The sequence below is a fragment of the Collinsella aerofaciens genome, from assembly GCF_964243765.1.
In the GTDB taxonomy this organism is placed as follows: domain Bacteria; phylum Actinomycetota; class Coriobacteriia; order Coriobacteriales; family Coriobacteriaceae; genus Collinsella; species Collinsella aerofaciens_BU.
In genome coordinates, this window is record NZ_CAXTGI010000001.1 from 141,567 (window position 1) to 157,173 (window position 15,607).

General features: G+C 61.7%; 18 protein-coding genes. 15 read left to right on the plus strand and 3 right to left on the minus strand.

What is annotated here, in order from left to right; translation table 11 throughout:
- Positions 1 to 20: 20 nt before the first annotated feature.
- Both ACESSC_RS00650 and ACESSC_RS00655 read right to left on the minus strand, forming a co-directional pair.
- A complete protein-coding gene (locus tag ACESSC_RS00650) occupies positions 21 to 1,004 on the minus strand; it encodes a hypothetical protein (protein ID WP_373160837.1) in 984 nt (327 codons plus the stop codon).
- 123 nt (positions 1,005 to 1,127) lie between these two features.
- On the minus strand, positions 1,128 to 1,781 hold the full coding sequence (locus ACESSC_RS00655) for a helix-turn-helix transcriptional regulator (RefSeq protein ID WP_117564173.1): 654 nt from the start codon (positions 1,779 to 1,781) through the stop codon (positions 1,128 to 1,130).
- Positions 1,782 to 2,058: 277 nt separating this feature from the next.
- Between ACESSC_RS00655 and dpaL the strand changes: the two genes are divergently transcribed.
- From dpaL to hydA, 6 genes are all read left to right on the plus strand, one after another.
- Positions 2,059 to 3,273: a diaminopropionate ammonia-lyase gene (gene dpaL, locus ACESSC_RS00660; protein ID WP_055252227.1), complete on the plus strand. Its 1,215-nt coding sequence runs from the start codon at positions 2,059 to 2,061 to the stop codon at positions 3,271 to 3,273.
- A 238-nt stretch (positions 3,274 to 3,511) separates the two neighbouring features.
- A complete protein-coding gene (locus ACESSC_RS00665) occupies positions 3,512 to 4,897 on the plus strand; it encodes a YgeY family selenium metabolism-linked hydrolase (protein WP_118259144.1) in 1,386 nt (461 codons plus the stop codon).
- 201 nt (positions 4,898 to 5,098) lie between these two features.
- A complete protein-coding gene (ygeW, locus tag ACESSC_RS00670) occupies positions 5,099 to 6,301 on the plus strand; it encodes a knotted carbamoyltransferase YgeW (RefSeq protein ID WP_055252229.1) in 1,203 nt (400 codons plus the stop codon).
- A 14-nt stretch (positions 6,302 to 6,315) separates the two neighbouring features.
- Positions 6,316 to 7,266 (plus strand): carbamate kinase, encoded by a 951-nt coding sequence (gene arcC, locus ACESSC_RS00675; RefSeq protein WP_373160838.1) that lies wholly within the window; start codon positions 6,316 to 6,318, stop codon positions 7,264 to 7,266.
- A gap of 177 nt (positions 7,267 to 7,443) precedes the next feature.
- On the plus strand, positions 7,444 to 8,058 hold the full coding sequence (locus ACESSC_RS00680) for a nucleotidyltransferase family protein (protein ID WP_373160840.1): 615 nt from the start codon (positions 7,444 to 7,446) through the stop codon (positions 8,056 to 8,058).
- A 9-nt stretch (positions 8,059 to 8,067) separates the two neighbouring features.
- A complete protein-coding gene (gene hydA / locus ACESSC_RS00685) occupies positions 8,068 to 9,435 on the plus strand; it encodes a dihydropyrimidinase (protein WP_373160842.1) in 1,368 nt (455 codons plus the stop codon).
- 79 nt (positions 9,436 to 9,514) lie between these two features.
- Here hydA and yqeC read toward each other — a convergent pair whose 3' ends face one another.
- Positions 9,515 to 10,252 carry a selenium cofactor biosynthesis protein YqeC gene (gene yqeC / locus ACESSC_RS00690; protein ID WP_349103053.1) on the minus strand — a complete coding sequence of 246 codons (738 nt, stop codon included), beginning with the start codon at positions 10,250 to 10,252 and terminating at the stop codon, positions 9,515 to 9,517.
- A 102-nt stretch (positions 10,253 to 10,354) separates the two neighbouring features.
- On the opposite strand from yqeC, the gene yqeB reads away from it, so the two are divergent.
- The 9 genes from yqeB (at position 10,355) to rpmD (ending at position 15,606) form a co-directional block, all read left to right on the plus strand.
- Positions 10,355 to 11,149, plus strand: coding sequence for a selenium-dependent molybdenum cofactor biosynthesis protein YqeB (gene yqeB, locus ACESSC_RS00695; RefSeq protein ID WP_089573559.1), 795 nt, complete (start codon positions 10,355 to 10,357; stop codon positions 11,147 to 11,149).
- Between the two features lie 9 nt (positions 11,150 to 11,158).
- Positions 11,159 to 12,202 carry an XdhC family protein gene (locus tag ACESSC_RS00700; protein WP_349103051.1) on the plus strand — a complete coding sequence of 348 codons (1,044 nt, stop codon included), beginning with the start codon at positions 11,159 to 11,161 and terminating at the stop codon, positions 12,200 to 12,202.
- A gap of 325 nt (positions 12,203 to 12,527) precedes the next feature.
- On the plus strand, positions 12,528 to 13,085 hold the full coding sequence (gene rplE / locus ACESSC_RS00705) for a 50S ribosomal protein L5 (RefSeq protein ID WP_006235260.1): 558 nt from the start codon (positions 12,528 to 12,530) through the stop codon (positions 13,083 to 13,085).
- Positions 13,086 to 13,164: 79 nt separating this feature from the next.
- The gene (locus ACESSC_RS00710) at positions 13,165 to 13,350 is read left to right on the plus strand and encodes a type Z 30S ribosomal protein S14 (RefSeq protein ID WP_022094280.1); all 186 of its coding nucleotides are present in this window, start codon (positions 13,165 to 13,167) and stop codon (positions 13,348 to 13,350) included.
- Positions 13,351 to 13,469: 119 nt separating this feature from the next.
- Positions 13,470 to 13,868: a 30S ribosomal protein S8 gene (rpsH, locus tag ACESSC_RS00715; protein ID WP_006235262.1), complete on the plus strand. Its 399-nt coding sequence runs from the start codon at positions 13,470 to 13,472 to the stop codon at positions 13,866 to 13,868.
- Between the two features lie 33 nt (positions 13,869 to 13,901).
- Positions 13,902 to 14,438, plus strand: a complete 537-nt coding sequence (rplF, locus tag ACESSC_RS00720; protein WP_117564182.1) for a 50S ribosomal protein L6 — start codon at positions 13,902 to 13,904, stop codon at positions 14,436 to 14,438.
- 75 nt (positions 14,439 to 14,513) lie between these two features.
- Positions 14,514 to 14,882: a 50S ribosomal protein L18 gene (gene rplR / locus ACESSC_RS00725; RefSeq protein ID WP_006235264.1), complete on the plus strand. Its 369-nt coding sequence runs from the start codon at positions 14,514 to 14,516 to the stop codon at positions 14,880 to 14,882.
- Positions 14,883 to 14,896: 14 nt separating this feature from the next.
- Positions 14,897 to 15,421, plus strand: coding sequence for a 30S ribosomal protein S5 (gene rpsE, locus ACESSC_RS00730; protein ID WP_055252236.1), 525 nt, complete (start codon positions 14,897 to 14,899; stop codon positions 15,419 to 15,421).
- 2 nt (positions 15,422 to 15,423) lie between these two features.
- The gene (rpmD, locus tag ACESSC_RS00735; RefSeq protein ID WP_006235266.1) at positions 15,424 to 15,606 is read left to right on the plus strand and encodes a 50S ribosomal protein L30; all 183 of its coding nucleotides are present in this window, start codon (positions 15,424 to 15,426) and stop codon (positions 15,604 to 15,606) included.
- The last annotated feature ends 1 nt before the right edge of the window (position 15,607 follow it).

The window sequence follows — 15,607 nt, forward strand, 5'->3', positions numbered from 1 at the left end:
CGGCCCTCCCTTAACCCCCGCTACTCGTCCCCGTCGTTGGGATCGCCCTTGAGGGTGTTGATGTCCAGATACTGGTTGTCGTCCTCTTTTTGCTGGGTCTCCGACTCCGCTTGGGTGGGGCCGCGGAACAGCTGGAATCCCTCAAACGCAATGACACCGAGCAGGGCAATGACAATGGCGATAAAGGCAACCTTGACTGCCTGCGGAAATTCCGAGAAACGCAGTGCCTTTTCCTCGGCGTAATAATCGGCGAAGCGCTCTTCGCCCGTGCTTTTGGTATACGCCGGTGCGGACGCGGCCTCCGGGTCATATTCCGGTGCAGGCGTGGCAGCGTACGGATCGTTGAGATAATCGCTCGATGTGGTGCCATAATCCTCGGTCTCGATGCGACCGGCGTCAGCATGGCCATCGGAATAATCGGAATATGCCGCACCGCCCTCATAGCCCGCGGCGCTCGTGTTGGCGGCAAAAAGCGGGTTAACTGGAACGTCGAGCGCCGGCATGCCGGTAGAGGTCTCATCCAGATCGGCTGCAGCCCAGGAATCGTAGGCAACCTGATGGGCAACGGGCTCATCGAGCCTTGTGGCCGGAGGCTTGCGTGCCGCGGGAACAGGCAACTGCTGGGCGCTGTACATAACGGTGCTGTCGGCCGATTTGCCCTGCGTCGCTGCAGCGAGAAATGCCGCCGTCTCGGACGGGTCGCTTGCGGGGCGGGGAGTGGGTGTGGGCGCCGAAATGGGTGCGGGCGTAGACGCGGGCGTCGAAACAGGCGGCTGCGCAGGAGTCGGCGCAGATGCGGGCTTAGGCGCAAGTGCGGAATTGGGGCTTGACGGGCGAGCCCCACCGCCCATGAGTTCGTCGGCGGTCCACGGGCGATCATCCATCACGTCGTCAAGGCTCAGCGAAAACAGGTCGTCTTCACCCTCATCGAACATGCGGTGCACATGTCCACCAATTGCCGGAATCAATTCGCGACCGGTGCATGATGCCTTGCTCAACGCCATTCTGTTCCACCCTTTCGAAATACTAATGACATCGATTATATGGAACTTCCCAAGTGGCTCGGTCTTGGATTCGTGCTTTCCAGAACTCGCGCCCAAAAGGGGAGGGGCAATCCAGGCGAGTGCCTACTTGTCGCCGGCCGCCGCCTTGGCCTCATTGAGGTAGCTATAGAAGCTGTACTTAGAGATGCCAAAGAACTCGCAGGCGCGCTCGCTCGACTTGGAAATGAGGAAGGCGCCGCGACGGTCGAGGTAGCCGATGGCGCGAATGCGCTCATCTTTGGTCATAAGTGCCGCGGGCTTGCCCACAAACTGCTCGCACTCGTGCAGCAGGTCCTCGAGCAGGTCGCCGATGTTCTTGGTAATGGGCTCGGGCTCGGTGTAGCCCGTGCCGCCGGTGCCGGTAAAGGCGTCGAGCGAACGCTCAAAAGCCTTCATAAGCGTAATGTCAAAGTTGATGCCCAAAATGCCGACGGGCTTGCCCTCATCGTTGCGGATAAAGATGGTCGAGGACTTGAGCAGCTTGCCATCGGCGGTTTTGGTGAGGTACGGCTCGCGGTCGTGCACGTCGGCGGTGCCCTCGTGCATGGATTCAAGCACAATATGGCTGGGGCCGTCACCCAGTTTGCGCCCGCTGACGTGGCCGTTTTCGATCACTACGATGGAGCGGTCCACGTCCTCGGTCTCCAGGTCGTGGACGACGACTTCGCAGTTGGGGCCAAATTGGAGCGCTAGGCCGTGTGCAAGGCGCTTGTAGAACTCAATCTGTGCGGGGGTCATGGGTGCCTTCCTAAAAATTAGTTTGGGCTCACTGTGCCATAAACCCCACTTGTTCGCAAATAACGAAAGCGTCGCTGTGTTATGTGACCGTTCGGCGGCGAAAAGGTACCGATTACGGCAACAAACAATTTGTTAGGTTTTCCAATCAAAAAGTGTGATAGAACAGTGCTAACAAACTTTTTGTTTGGCATCCACATAAAAGTTCAGTCGCATGAATGGGAATGGGCTGAAACGCGTATGCGGGGGCCGGCAAGAGAGGACTTAAGGAGTTCACCGTATGGCCGATAAGATCCAGTGGGCGGGCAACACGATGCCCAAGAGCGATGACAAGCACTTGGGAATCATGAGCCTCGACCACGTGAAGAAGGCCCGCGCCTTCCACCAGTCGTTCCCCCAGTACACCGTCACTCCGCTTGCCCGCCTGGATGGCCAGGCCGCGCGCCTGGGCCTGTCCAACTTGTGCGTTAAGGACGAGAGCTATCGCTTTGGCCTCAACGCCTTTAAGGTTCTGGGCGGTTCGTTTGCCATGGCCAACTACATTGCCGACGAGACCGGCAAGGACGTTGCCGAGTGCACCTTCGATTACCTGACCTCCGATCAGCTTGCCAAGGACTTTGGCCAGGCCACCTTCTTTACCGCCACCGACGGCAACCATGGCCGCGGCGTGGCATGGGCTGCCAACAAGCTGGGCCAGAAGGCCGTCGTGCACATGCCCAAGGGTTCCACCAAGCCCCGCTTCGATAACATCGCCGCCGAGGGCGCCACGGTGACCATCGAAGAGGTCAACTACGACGAGTGCGTGCGCATGGCCGCCGCCGAGGCCGATGCCTGCGAGCGCGGCGTCATCGTTCAGGACACCGCCTGGGAGGGCTACGAGAAGATCCCGTCTTGGATCATGGAGGGCTACGGCACCATGGCTTCCGAGGCTGCCGAGCAGCTGCGCGAGATGGCCATCAACCGCCCGACGCACGTGTTTGTCCAGGCTGGCGTGGGTTCGCTCGCCGGCGCCGTGGTGGGCTACTTCACCAACCTGTATCCCGATAACCCGCCCACCTTCGTCGTGGTCGAGTGCGCGCCTGCCGCCTGCCTGTACAAGGGCGCTGCCGCCGGCGACGGCGACCCGCGCATCGTGGACGGCGACATGCCCTCCATCATGGCCGGCCTGTGCTGCGGCGAGCCCAACATCTTGGGCTGGGATATCCTGCGCAACCACACCACCGCCTTCGTGTCCTGCCCCGACTGGGTCACCGCTCGCGGCATGCGCACCCTGGGCGCTCCCGAGAAGGGCGACCCGCGCGTCATCTCCGGCGAGTCCGGCGCGGTGACCACCGGCCTGGTCGAGACCCTCATGCTCGATCCCGAGTACGCCGAGCTCAAGGAGCTCATCGGCCTGGACAAGACAAGCTCCGTGCTCTGCTTCTCCACCGAGGGCGACACCGATCCGGATCAGTACCGTCGCATCGTCTGGGAGGGCGAGTACCCCACCTGCTAGCAGACTGACCTGTCCGGGCGGCGGAGCATATGTTTGCTCCCTGCTCGAACAGTCCTGCGCAAGACGGAAAGCACATTAAGTGCTTTCCTTTGCGTGCGGAACTCGCGACGGAGCAAACATATGCTCCGCCGCCCTACGTTTACTTGCTTGCCGGGTGCTCGACCTCACGCTGCTTGGCACAAGTGATCTATCTGAAATATCTACCTGTAGGTAAACCCTTGTAGAAAGGTTGACTGTTATGACTAAAGAACTCGATTTTGATGCCATTAAGGCTGCCGCTGAGTCTCATCGTGCTGATATGACTCGCTTTCTGCGCGCTATGATCTCGCACCCCTCTGAGTCTTGCGAGGAGGGCGAGGTTGTCGCCTGCATCAAGGCCGAGATGGAGAGCCTTGGCTATGACGAGGTCAAGGTCGACGGCCTGGGCAACGTCATGGGCTTTATGGGCGAGGGCGACAAGATCATCGCCATCGACTCCCACATCGACACCGTCGGCATCGGCAACATCGAGAACTGGGATGCCGATCCCTATGAGGGCTACGAGACCGACGAGATCATCTACGGCCGCGGCGGCTCCGACCAGGAGGGTGGCATGGCTTCTGCTACCTATGCTGCCAAGATGATGAAGGACATGGGCCTCATCCCCGAGGGCTACAAGATCATGGTCGTCGGCACCGTCCAGGAAGAGGACTGCGACGGCATGTGCTGGCAGTACATCTACAACAAGGACGGCATTAAGCCCGAGTTCGTCATTTCCACCGAGCCCACCGACGGCGGCATCTATCGCGGTCACCGCGGCCGCATGGAGATCCGCGTCGACGTTCACGGCACCTCCTGCCACGGCTCCGCTCCCGACCGCGGCGACAACGCCATCTACAAGATGGCCGACATCATCGCCGACGTCCGCGCCCTCAACAACAACGGCTGCGACGAGTCGACCGACATCAAGGGTCTCGTCAAGATGCTCGACCCCAAGTACAACCCCAAGCACTACGAGGATGCCCGCTTCCTGGGCCGCGGCACCTGCACCGTCAGCCAGATCTTCTACACCAGCCCCAGCCGCTGCGCTGTCGCTGACTCCTGCGCCATCTCCATCGACCGCCGCATGACCGCCGGTGAGACCTGGGAGTCCTGCCTGGACGAGATCCGTAACCTGCCGGCCGCCAAGAAGTACGGCGACGACGTGAAGGTCTCCATGTACATGTACGACCGTCCGTCCTGGACCGGCGAGGTCTACGAGACCGAGGCTTACTTCCCCACGTGGATCAACAAGGAGACCGCTCCGCACGTCAAGGCCCTCGTCGACGCCCACAAGGCCATGTTCGGTGACGAGCGCATCGGCTGTGAGCCCAGCATGGACAAGCGCACCGGTCGTCCGCTGTGCGACAAGTGGACCTTCTCCACGAACTGCGTTTCCATCCAGGGCCGCTATGGCATCCCCTGCGTCGGCTTTGGCCCGGGTGCCGAGTCTCAGGCTCACGCTCCCAACGAGGTCACCTACAAGGACGACCTGGTCACCGCTGCCGCCATGTACGTGGCTGCCCTGAACCTCTACGATCCGAGCCAGGCCGATGGCGACGCCACCGTGTTCCGCGCCGGTCTGACCAACAACAAGATCGACTAGTCCCATTCCTCGATTTTGTTGAGCCGGGGACAGTTTATGCCCCCGGCACCTCCTGTTGACTTGGGGCCCGCGGTCGTTATCTCCGATGCTTCCTCAACGGTAGCGGGTCCTCGTCATAGCGCTCTGCATGTTCTAGCCACACGCGCATGCCGGAGCACATCTACTCATTGCGATCGTTTCATCTTTGGAAAGGATATTTACATGGACGCTAAGTTTACCGAGCTCGTCGAGCAGCTGAACGGCCTCGATTTTAAGGGTATGTACGGCAGCGACTTCCTGCACACCTGGGATAAGACCACCGATGAGCTCAAGGCTCTCTACATCGTCGCCGACGCCCTGCGCGAGCTGCGCGAGAACAACGTTTCGTCCAAGATTTTCGACTCTGGTCTGGCCGTCTCCCTGTTCCGTGACAACTCCACCCGTACGCGTTTCTCCTTCTCTAAGGCCGCCAACCTGCTCGGCCTTGAGCTGCAGGACCTGGACGAGAAGAAGTCCCAGATCGCTCACGGCGAGACCGTCCGCGAGACCGCTACCATGATCTCCTTCATGGCCGACGTCATCGGCATCCGCGACGACATGTACATCGGCAAGGGCGACGCCTACATGGCCGAGGTCTCCGAGTCCGTCCAGCAGGCTTACGAGGACGGCGTTCTGGATCACCGTCCCACGCTCATCTCCCTGCAGTCCGACTCCGATCACCCCACGCAGTCCTCTGCCGACATGCTCTACCTCATCAACGAGTTTGGCGGTCTCGAGAACCTCAAGGGTAAGAAGGTTGCCGTCACCTGGGCCTATTCGCCCTCTTACGGCAAGCCGCTGTCCTGCCCGCAGTCGCTGATCAGCCTGCTGCCCCGCTTTGGCATGGACGTCACCCTGGCCCACCCCGAGGGCTACGACCTCATGCCCGAGGTCGTCGAGCGCGCTAAGGGCTACGCCGCCGAGTCCGGCACCACCTTTAAGCAGGTCAACACCATGGCCGAGGCCTTCGAGGGCGCCGACATCGTGATCCCCAAGAGCTGGGCTCCGTTTGCCGCCATGGAGAAGCGTACCAACCTGTACGCCGAGGGCGACGACGCCGGCATCGCAGCGCTCGAGAAGGAGCTACTCGCCCAGAACGCCACCCATCAGGACTGGTGCTCCACGACCGAGCTCATGGAGAAGACCGCCAACGGCCAGGACACCATCTTTATGCATCCGCTGCCCGCCGACATCTCCGGTGTCTCCTGCGAGCACGGCGAGGTCAACGCCGACGTCTTCGACATGCATCGTGTGGGCATGTACAAGGAGGCCAGTTACAAGCCGTACGCCATCGCAGCCATGATGTTCCTGCAGAAGGTTGCCGATCCCGCCGCTACCCTCAAGGCCCTCGACGAGCGCAACACCGCCCGTTGGTTCCAGGCCTAAAGCTGGGCTGAGAAATGGCTAAGCGTATTGTTGTCGCCCTGGGCGGAAACGCCCTCGGCGCCAACCTTCCTGAGCAGATGGAGGCCGTCAAGACGACTTCCAAGGCTATCGTCGACCTGATCGAGGAGGGCAACGAGGTCGTCGTCGTGCACGGCAACGGTCCCCAGGTGGGTATGATCGCCAACGCGATGGCAGAGCTCACGCGCTCTAACCCTCAGAAGTACATCCCCTGCCCGCTGTCCGTTTGCGGCGCCATGAGCCAGGGCTACATTGGCTATGACCTGCAAAATGCGCTGCGCGAGGAAATGCTCGACCGCAATATCGACAAGGGTGTCGCCACCGTGCTCACCCAGGTCGAGGTTGCGGCGGACGATCCGGCCTTTGCCGACCCGGTCAAGCCGATCGGTCCGTGGATGAGCGAGACCGAGGCCAAGGAGCTGGAGGCCGACCGCGGCTACCAGTTCATCCACGACGAGAAGCAGGGCTTCCGTCGCGTGGTTGCCTCGCCCAAGCCCGTGAACATCGTCGAGCTCGACACCATTAAGTCGCTCGTCGAGTCCAGCCATGTGGTGATCTCCTGCGGCGGTGGTGGCATTCCCGTCACCAAGGCCCAGGGCAACCACCTTAAGGGCGCTGCCGCCGTCATCGATAAGGACTTTGCGGCCGAGAAGCTCGCCGAGCAGCTCGATGCCGATGCCCTGATTATCCTGACGGCCGTGGAGAAGGTTGCCATTGGCTTTGGCACCGACCACGAGCAGTGGCTCGACACGCTGACCGCGGCTGACGTAAAGCGTCTGTCCGAGGCCAACGAGTTCGGTCGCGGCTCCATGCTGCCCAAGGTCCAGGCCGCCTCGACGTTTGCCGAGAGCAAGCCGGGCCGCACGGCGCTCATCACGCTGCTCGAGAAGGCGCGTGACGGTCTTGCCGGCAAGACCGGTACCACGTTTACCGGCGACGCTGGGTAGGCATATCTGCACCATTGAGGAGGGTGCCCTGCGTCGCGGGGTGCCCTCCTTTGTGCTATGGGGAGCCAAGAGGCGTTCGCTGGAAAACGAGTGCGTGCCTGTTCCGACGGAGTGTGAGCTTGCTATGGTGGGTATAGCAACTATGGTGTCCAAGGCAGCCAGGGGAGGTTTGCGGAGATGAAACTCGGTTGCGTCATTATGGCTTCGGGCGAGGGCAAGCGATTTGGCTCTAACAAGATGCTCGCCGATATCTATGGCGAGCCGCTGATTGCCCGGACCATTGATTCGGTTCCCCGGGGCTTTGACGTTTTGGTTTCGACGCGTTGGCCCGAGGTCGCTCAGATTTGTGATGACAAGCATTGCCCGTGCGTGCTGCACGATGGCGAGCTGCGCAGCGAAAGCGTCCGTGCGGGCCTTTCGTGGGGAGTCGAACGTAACTGGAAAGGTTGCCTCTTTTTGCCGGGCGACCAGCCGCTCGTGAGTTCGGATTCTTTTGAGGCTATGGTTCGTGCATTTGACGAGCGTGGCCGCAAGCATCCGGTGCGTCTTGCGTGCAACGGTGAGCCTTCGAGCCCGGTGCTCTTTCCGGCGGAACTGTTCGATGCACTTATGTGTCTTGAGGGTAAGGACGGCGGCGGTTCGATCCTCAAGGACCGTACCGACGTGGTGCTGGTCGAGGCGCGTGCCTACGAGCTGTGGGACGTCGATACCGTCAAGGGACAGCGACGCATAACGGAGCATATCGCCGCCTGCTCGTATTTTGATCGCGTGGCCAACTGCATCAATCAATAAGGAGCAATTATGATCATCATCAAAAACGGCGCACTCGTGACGCCCCAGGGGCTTCGCCGCGCCGATCTTGCCATGGATGGCGATAAGATCGTGCGGATTGCCGCGGCGATTGAGCCGGCCGAGGGCGATACCGTCGAGGACGCTGCGGGCTGCTGGGTGTTCCCGGGCTTTATCGATGGGCACACGCACATGCAGTGCTGGACCGGCATGGATTGGACAGCCGATAGCTTTGAGACCGGCACGCGCGCGGCTGCCTGCGGCGGCACGACGACCATTGTGGACTACGCGACGGCCGATCGCGGCGTGACCATGCCCGATGCCTTGGTCGAGTGGCATCATCGCGCCGACGGCACCTGCACCGCCAACTATGCCTTCCATATGGCGCTTGCCGAGTGGAATGAGCGCAACCGCGCCGATCTTTCGGCCATGCGCGAGGCGGGCGTGTCGTCGTTTAAGACCTACTTTGCCTACGACCATCTGCGCCTGGACGATGCCGAGACGCTCGAGGTGCTGGAGGAGCTCAAGCGCGTGGGCGGTATCCTGTGCGTGCATTGCGAGAACGGCACGTTGGTCAACGCGCTGCAGAAGCGCGTGTTTGAGCAGGGTATCCACGGGCCCGAGGGCCATGCGCTCAGCCGTCCGGACGTGTGTGAGGCCGAGGCCGTGAGCCGCCTGCTGTATCTGGCGCACTTGGCCGGGGACGCTCCGGTCAACGTGGTGCACCTTTCGACCAAGCTGGGGCTCGAGGCCATTCGCGCTGCCAAAGCGCACGGGCAGAAGAACATCTATGTCGAGACCTGCCCTCAGTATCTGATGCTCGACGACACCTGCTATCTGGAGCAGGGCGAGGACGGCTTTGCGGGCGCCAAGTACGTGATGAGCCCGCCGCTGCGCCATGCCGGTGACCGTGCCGCGCTGCGCGAGGCGCTTGCGGCTGGCGAGATCGATACTATTGCGACCGATCATTGCAGCTTTAACCTGCACGGGCAAAAGGACCGAGGACGCGATGATTTCCGCGCGATTCCCAACGGCGGGCCCGGCGTGGAGCATCGCCCCGTTGCGATTGCCACGAGCTTTGAGGGACAGCTGGGTCCCGAGGATCTGTGCCGCTTGATGAGCGAGAATCCGGCGCGCGTTTTTGGCATGTATCCGCGCAAGGGCTGTCTTGCCGAGGGCGCCGATGCCGACGTGTGCGTGTGGGATCCGTGCGCGCGTTGGACGATCAGCGCCGCGACGCAGCATCAGGCCGTGGACTACACGCCGCTCGAGGGCTTTGAGGCACATGGCCGCGCCAAGGCCGTGTTTGTGAACGGCGTGCTGGCGGCACGCGACGGCGAGCCCACCGGAGCCCAACCCGGCCGCTACGTGCCCCGCTAACGGGAAGACCGCCGGGGTAGCTAATTTGGGAGATGATTTTTTGGGACGGGGTAGCAAAAAGAGCCCCGTCCCAAATTTGCTACCCCTGGAGGCTGGTGGCGATGAGGGGGCGGTTGAGGGCTGCCTCGAAGCGATCTGCCATTGTTGGGTCGGCAAGCGTGTCGGCTTGGTTGAGCATGATACGGGCATTGTTGAGGTTCAGCATCTGCAGCTCGGCATTGAGCACCTGGGCGACGCGCTCTGGGGTGGCAGCGTCGGTGGGCTCGCAGCCGCAGCGCTCGCAGAAGAGCTCGGGGCGGTGGACAACCTCGGCGACGGGCTTGCCCAGCCCCGAGGCGCCGACGACCCAGACAACGTTTGTCGCGGCGGCGGGAATTACCGGCTCCCAGGCGGCATGTGCCTTGAGCGGGAGTCGCTTGCTGCCATCTGCCTCGGCCAACACATAGTCAAAGCGCTGCGCCAGCTGGTCGAGCGGCTCAGCGGGGGCGGAGAGCTTGCCTGTCTCCGGGTCCAAAACACCCGTCTGGCAGATGCTTCCGCGGACAAGTCCCGCGCATGCCTCGCAGGTGCAGCCGGGAACATGTAGGGTCCCCGGCTTCCAAGGCGCGGCGTCCAGGCGACGGCTCGACCCGTCCCATGGCACGCCGGCGACGGGAAACATGTGCGTGGTGGTACAGAGGAGCACGCGGCCGCCAGCGCGCATGAGCTCGAGACCCAGCGTCTTCAGCAGCGTCGACTTGCCGCCACTGCCGATAATCGCGGTAATGCCCGACTCGATCCTGAGCGCGGAGGCAAGATTGCCGCTAACCGTTTCCATCTGTTCACCGCCGTATAATACTGTGATAATAAATAATCATCAGAGTAGCGGCCGAACCGCTTTTGCTCTGCTCAAACCGTAGCACAGGGAGGTGCCCCGGGAATGCTCGTTTATGTTCGCGGCGCCGGCGATATCGCCACGGGCGTCGCCGCTCGCTTGGTGCGCGCCGGCGTTTCGGTCGTTATGGCCGATATCGCGGTTCCCACGTGCATCCGCCGCACAATCTGTTTTTGCGAGGCCATTCGCCTGGGCGAGGTCGAGGTCGAAGGCATTCGCGCTCGCTTGGCACGGACGCCGGCTGAGGCGCTTGAGATTACCGAGGCTGGAGACGTCGCTGTTGTGGTGGACCCTCAGGCCAAGATGCTCGGCGAGCTGAAACCCGCGGCTGTGGTCGACGCGATTTTGGCTAAGCGCAACTTGGGCACCACGCGCGACATGGCGCCTGCCGTCATCGCTGTGGGGCCGGGCTTTACCGCGCCGGTTGACTGCGACGCCGTGGTCGAGACCATGCGCGGGCATTTTCTCGGCCGTGTCATTACCCAAGGTTCGCCCCAGCCCAACACGGGCGTGCCGGGCATTATCGCCGGCTATGGCAAGGAACGTGTTATCCACAGCCCCGCCGCCGGCGTGTTTCGGTCCGACCGCGCAATCGGCGACATCGTGAGCGCCGGAGACGTGATTGGCTACGCGGGCGATACGCCCATGTGCACGCAGATCGATGGCTGTCTGCGCGGGCTTTTGGCGAACGGCGTGCAGGTGACTGAGGGCTTTAAATGCGCCGATGTCGACCCGCGCGGCGATGCCAGCTATATCAACTACATTTCGGACAAAGCGACGTCGGTCGGCGGCGGCGTGCTCGAGGCACTCGCTATGCTCACCGATGTCTTTAGAGGATAGAAGGCGGCAATGGAAAAGCTCGATGTTGTGAATGCGGCGCTTGCCGCCCTGCGTGCTGGCGAGACGTGCGAGCTGGTGGTCGTGGCCGGTACGGCGGGGTCGTCCCCGCGCGGTGTGGGCGCCTGGATGGCCGTCTTTGCCGATGGCAGCCAGGCGGGCACTATCGGCGGCGGCAAGATTGAGCTCTTTGCGCTGGATGAGGCGCGCGAGCTCCTGAGCGCGGGACAGTCGCGTCTGGTCCGCTACACCATGGGCGGCGAGAACTCCGATACCGGCATGATCTGCGGCGGAGCCATCTGCCTGTGCTATCTGCGCCTGGATGTATCGCAGGCGCCGTTGTTCCAGTCGGTTGCCGACATCTTGGCCTATCGGCGCATCGGCGACTTCGTCATCGACTTTGAGCCGTTTATCGCGAGCGTGCTCGAGGGCGATGTGGCCGAGTACCATGGCGAGGAATCGCGCCGCACCATTGCGGGCTGCCCCGGGCTTTCGCTGGTGGAGGAGGGGAGTAAGGTCACCTACACCAACGCCGCCTCCGAGATTCCCACGGCGCACATCGAGACGCTCTGCCCCGAGGGCCTGACCTATATCTTTGGCTGCGGCCACGTGGGCGCTGCGACGGCGCGGGTGCTCACGGCGGCGGGCTTTGCCGTCGTGGCTTGCGACGACCGCCCCGGCACGTTGACCCCCGAATGGGTGCCCGGCGTCTACGACCGTCGTCTGGTCGATTATAAGAACCTGAGCGAGCTGTGCCCCATCGGCCCGCGCGACCTGGTGGTCGTCGCCACGGCGGGTCACAAGTCCGATATCGATGTGGTGATTCAGGCCATGCGCGCCAAACCCGCCTATCTGGGCTGCTTGGGCTCGCGCCGCAAGACCGCCTTTGTGCGCGCCCGCCTGGAGCAGGAGGGCTTTACGCAGGAGCAGATCGACGGGCTGCACCTGCCGATTGGTGTCGCCATCGAGGCCGAGGACCCCGAGGAGATCGCCATCTCCATCGCTGCCGAGATGATCCACCTGCGCCGCACCAAGCTCGTCCCCCGCAAGCGCTAGTCGCATCCCCATCAATAAGTTGCGGTGAAATGCGGGCTGTTTAAGCCAGTTAAGCCGTCAAACAGTCCCTATTTCACCGCAACTGCCATTTTCCTCCGTCGCATGCGGATCGGTTTGTGCGGGGGAGTTGTGGAGTTGTGCAGGCAGACGAGGTTTTTCTGGAAAAACGCTCCCGATGCGCGTATAGTACCGATTGTTTTGTCGGCTCCTGCTGTGTCGAGTCCAAACCGCGAAATGCCATGAGCGGCGCGGATGCAGCCAGGAGGCACGAGGACAACCCATCGTGGCCACGCCCCGTGCTTAAAACCCCAAGAAGGAGTGAACAATGGCAGAAGAGAAGTATGTGCCGCGTCTGAAGACCAAGTACAACAACGAGGTCAAGCAGCAGCTTCAGGACAAGTTCCAGTACGAGAACGTCATGATGATCCCCAAGTTTGAGAAGATCGTCGTGAACATGGGTGTCGGCGAGGCCGCTACCGATTCCAAGGCCATCGACGGTGCCGTGCGCGACCTGCGCGCCATCACCGGCCAGCAGCCGATGATCACCCGTGCCCGCAAGTCCATCGCTACCTTCCGCCTGCGCGCTGGTATGCCGATCGGCTGCAAGGTTACCCTGCGTGGCGACCGTATGTGGGAGTTCTTCGATCGTCTGACCTCCGTCGCGATTCCCCGTATCCGCGACTTCCGCGGCATCTCCGCCAAGAGCTTCGACGGCCGTGGTAACTTCTCCATGGGCGTCACCGAGCAGCTCATCTTCCCCGAGATCGACTTCGACTCCGTCGATCACCAGCGTGGTATGGACATCACTTTCGTGACCACCGCCAATACCGATGAGGAGGCCAAGGCCCTTCTGGACGCCTTCGGTTTCCCGTTCAAGAAATAGGTTCACCTGCCCTATGAGCGCCGTTCCCAGAAGGGGGCGGCGCTTGGGGCGAACAATACTCTATGTGAGGAGGATATAAGTGGCTAAGACATCGATGATCGTCAAGTGCAATCGCAAGCAGAAGTTCTCTACTCGTGAGTACACGCGCTGCCAGCGCTGCGGCCGTCCGCACTCTGTGTACCGCAAGTTCGGCCTGTGCCGTGTCTGCTTCCGCGAGCTTGCACTCAAGGGCGAGCTTCCCGGCGTTAAGAAGGCCAGCTGGTAAGTCACTACCAGCGTTTCAAGCATCCGTTTGGAACAGGGAAAACGCGCTAGTTAGGCTTTGCCGTTAAGGGCGGCGAAGAACCAAGAGCACGTGTTCATCAAGAACGAAGGAGAATCTGTATGAACCTTACAGACCCGATCGCAGATATGCTTACGCGCATCCGTAACGCTAACTCTGTGAACAAGGCCACGGTCTCCATGCCGAGCAGCAAGAAGCTCGTCGAGATCGCTCGTGTTCTGCACGAGGAGGGCTACATCGAGGGCTACGATGTCGAGGACACCGTTCCCCAGAAGACTCTGCACATCACGCTTAAGTATGGTCCCAAGAAGGCTAAGGTCATCAACGGCATTCGCCGCATTTCCAAGCCGGGCCTGCGTAAGTACACCGGCGTTGCCGACATGCCCCGCGTCCGCGGTGGCCTTGGTACCGCCATTATTTCCACCAGCCATGGCGTTATGACCGACCGCGATGCTCGCAAGCACAACGTCGGCGGCGAGATCATCGCTTACGTCTGGTAATTCGCTCGGTAGGTAGAAGGAAAGGAGATCACCGTGTCTCGTATCGGTAATAAGCCTGTCCAGATTCCCGCCGGAGTCGAAGTGGCAGTCAACGGCAACAACGTTGTCGTCAAGGGCCCCAAGGGCCAGCTCGAGCTCGATGTCTTTGAGAAGCTCGCTATCAACATCGAGGACAACGTCCTCACCGTTTCCCGTCCCGACGACGAGCGTGAGACCCGTGCCCGCCACGGCCTCACCCGTGCCCTCATCCACAACATGGTTGTTGGCGTTTCCGAGGGCTTCGAGAAGAAGCTCGAGCTCGCCGGCGTCGGTTACCGCGTGCAGCAGAAGGGCAAGAACCTTGAGTTCTCCCTGGGCTTCTCGCACCCCGTGATCGTCGAGGCTCCCGAGGGCATCACCTTCGAGGTTCCCGACAACACCCACGTGAACGTCAAGGGTATCAACAAGCAGCAGGTCGGTCAGATCGCCGCTGAGATCCGCGGCCATCGTCCTCCCGAGCCTTACAAGGGCAAGGGTATCCACTACGTTGGCGAGCACATCCGCCGCAAGCTGGGTAAGGCCGCCAAGTAGTCGTAACCGACTCACTCGCATAAGACCAGCACCCCGTCAGGTGCTGGCAAGATCAACCTTTTTAGGAGTTTACGTATGAACAAGCATAAGGCGAAGCTGGAAGGCCTCAAGCGTCGTCAGCGTCGTGTTCGCGGCAAGGTCTCGGGTACCTCCGAGCGTCCGCGTCTTCGCGTGACCCGTACTAACGCCAACATCTATGCCCAGATCATCGACGACAGCAAGGGCTCTAGCCTGACGCTCGTCTCTGCCTCGACCCTCGAGGCCGAGTTCAAGGGCACCCACACCTCGAACAAGGAGGCTGCGGAGAAGGTCGGTCAGCTCGTTGGCAAGCGCGCCATCGAGGCCGGCATCACCAAGGTCGCCTTCGATCGCGGTGGCCGTATCTACCATGGCCGCGTCAAGGCCCTCGCCGACGGTGCTCGTGCCGCCGGTCTCGAGTTCTAGGAGGTATGTAGCACATGGCTCGTAATCAGAAGCAGCAGCGCGAGGCCTCCGAGTTCGAGGAGCGCGTCGTTTACATCAACCGCGTGTCGAAGACCGTCAAGGGTGGTCGTCGCATGAGCCTCGTCGCTCTCGTCGTCGTTGGCGACGGCAAGGGCAACGTCGGCGTTGGCATGGGCAAGTCCGCTGAGGTGCCCCTGGCCATCTCCAAGGCGTCTCTCGATGCCAAGAAGAACATGTTCCACGTGCCGGTGACCGAGCAGGGCACCATCCCGCACGAGGTTCTCGGCCACTTTGGTGCCGGCCGCATCATCATCAAGCCCGCTGTCGAGGGTACCGGCGTTATCGCCGGCGGCGCTGTGCGTCCCCTCTTCGAGCTTGCTGGCATCAAGAACGTCCTGTCCAAGTCCCTCGGTACCGACAACGGCCTCAACATCATCAAGGCTGCCGTCGAGGGCCTCAAGGAGCTCTCCAGCCCTGAGGACGTCGCGGCTCGCCGTGGCCTGACGGTCTCCGAGATGTTCGTCGGTAAGGAGAACTAAGCATGGCTGACACCATCAAGATCAAGCAGGTCCGCAGCACCAACGGTTGCAAGCAGGACCAGGTCCGTACTGTCCGTGCCCTCGGTCTCCACAGGATCCGCGAGGTTCGCGAGATTGCTGACAACGAGTCCGTCCGCGGCATGATCTTCAAGGTCAAGCACCTTGTCGAGATTGTAGAGGAGTAGC

Coding starts and splice junctions, on each gene's coding strand:
- ACESSC_RS00650 (WP_373160837.1), bottom strand. CDS start 1,004: ATGGCGTTGAGCAAGGCATCATGCACCGGTCGCGAATTGATTCCGGCA.
- ACESSC_RS00655 (WP_117564173.1), bottom strand. CDS start 1,781: ATGACCCCCGCACAGATTGAGTTCTACAAGCGCCTTGCACACGGCCTA.
- dpaL (WP_055252227.1), top strand. CDS start 2,059: ATGGCCGATAAGATCCAGTGGGCGGGCAACACGATGCCCAAGAGCGAT.
- ACESSC_RS00665 (WP_118259144.1), top strand. CDS start 3,512: ATGACTAAAGAACTCGATTTTGATGCCATTAAGGCTGCCGCTGAGTCT.
- ygeW (WP_055252229.1), top strand. CDS start 5,099: ATGGACGCTAAGTTTACCGAGCTCGTCGAGCAGCTGAACGGCCTCGAT.
- arcC (WP_373160838.1), top strand. CDS start 6,316: ATGGCTAAGCGTATTGTTGTCGCCCTGGGCGGAAACGCCCTCGGCGCC.
- ACESSC_RS00680 (WP_373160840.1), top strand. CDS start 7,444: ATGAAACTCGGTTGCGTCATTATGGCTTCGGGCGAGGGCAAGCGATTT.
- hydA (WP_373160842.1), top strand. CDS start 8,068: ATGATCATCATCAAAAACGGCGCACTCGTGACGCCCCAGGGGCTTCGC.
- yqeC (WP_349103053.1), bottom strand. CDS start 10,252: ATGGAAACGGTTAGCGGCAATCTTGCCTCCGCGCTCAGGATCGAGTCG.
- yqeB (WP_089573559.1), top strand. CDS start 10,355: ATGCTCGTTTATGTTCGCGGCGCCGGCGATATCGCCACGGGCGTCGCC.
- ACESSC_RS00700 (WP_349103051.1), top strand. CDS start 11,159: ATGGAAAAGCTCGATGTTGTGAATGCGGCGCTTGCCGCCCTGCGTGCT.
- rplE (WP_006235260.1), top strand. CDS start 12,528: ATGGCAGAAGAGAAGTATGTGCCGCGTCTGAAGACCAAGTACAACAAC.
- rpsH (WP_006235262.1), top strand. CDS start 13,470: ATGAACCTTACAGACCCGATCGCAGATATGCTTACGCGCATCCGTAAC.
- rplR (WP_006235264.1), top strand. CDS start 14,514: ATGAACAAGCATAAGGCGAAGCTGGAAGGCCTCAAGCGTCGTCAGCGT.
- rpsE (WP_055252236.1), top strand. CDS start 14,897: ATGGCTCGTAATCAGAAGCAGCAGCGCGAGGCCTCCGAGTTCGAGGAG.
- rpmD (WP_006235266.1), top strand. CDS start 15,424: ATGGCTGACACCATCAAGATCAAGCAGGTCCGCAGCACCAACGGTTGC.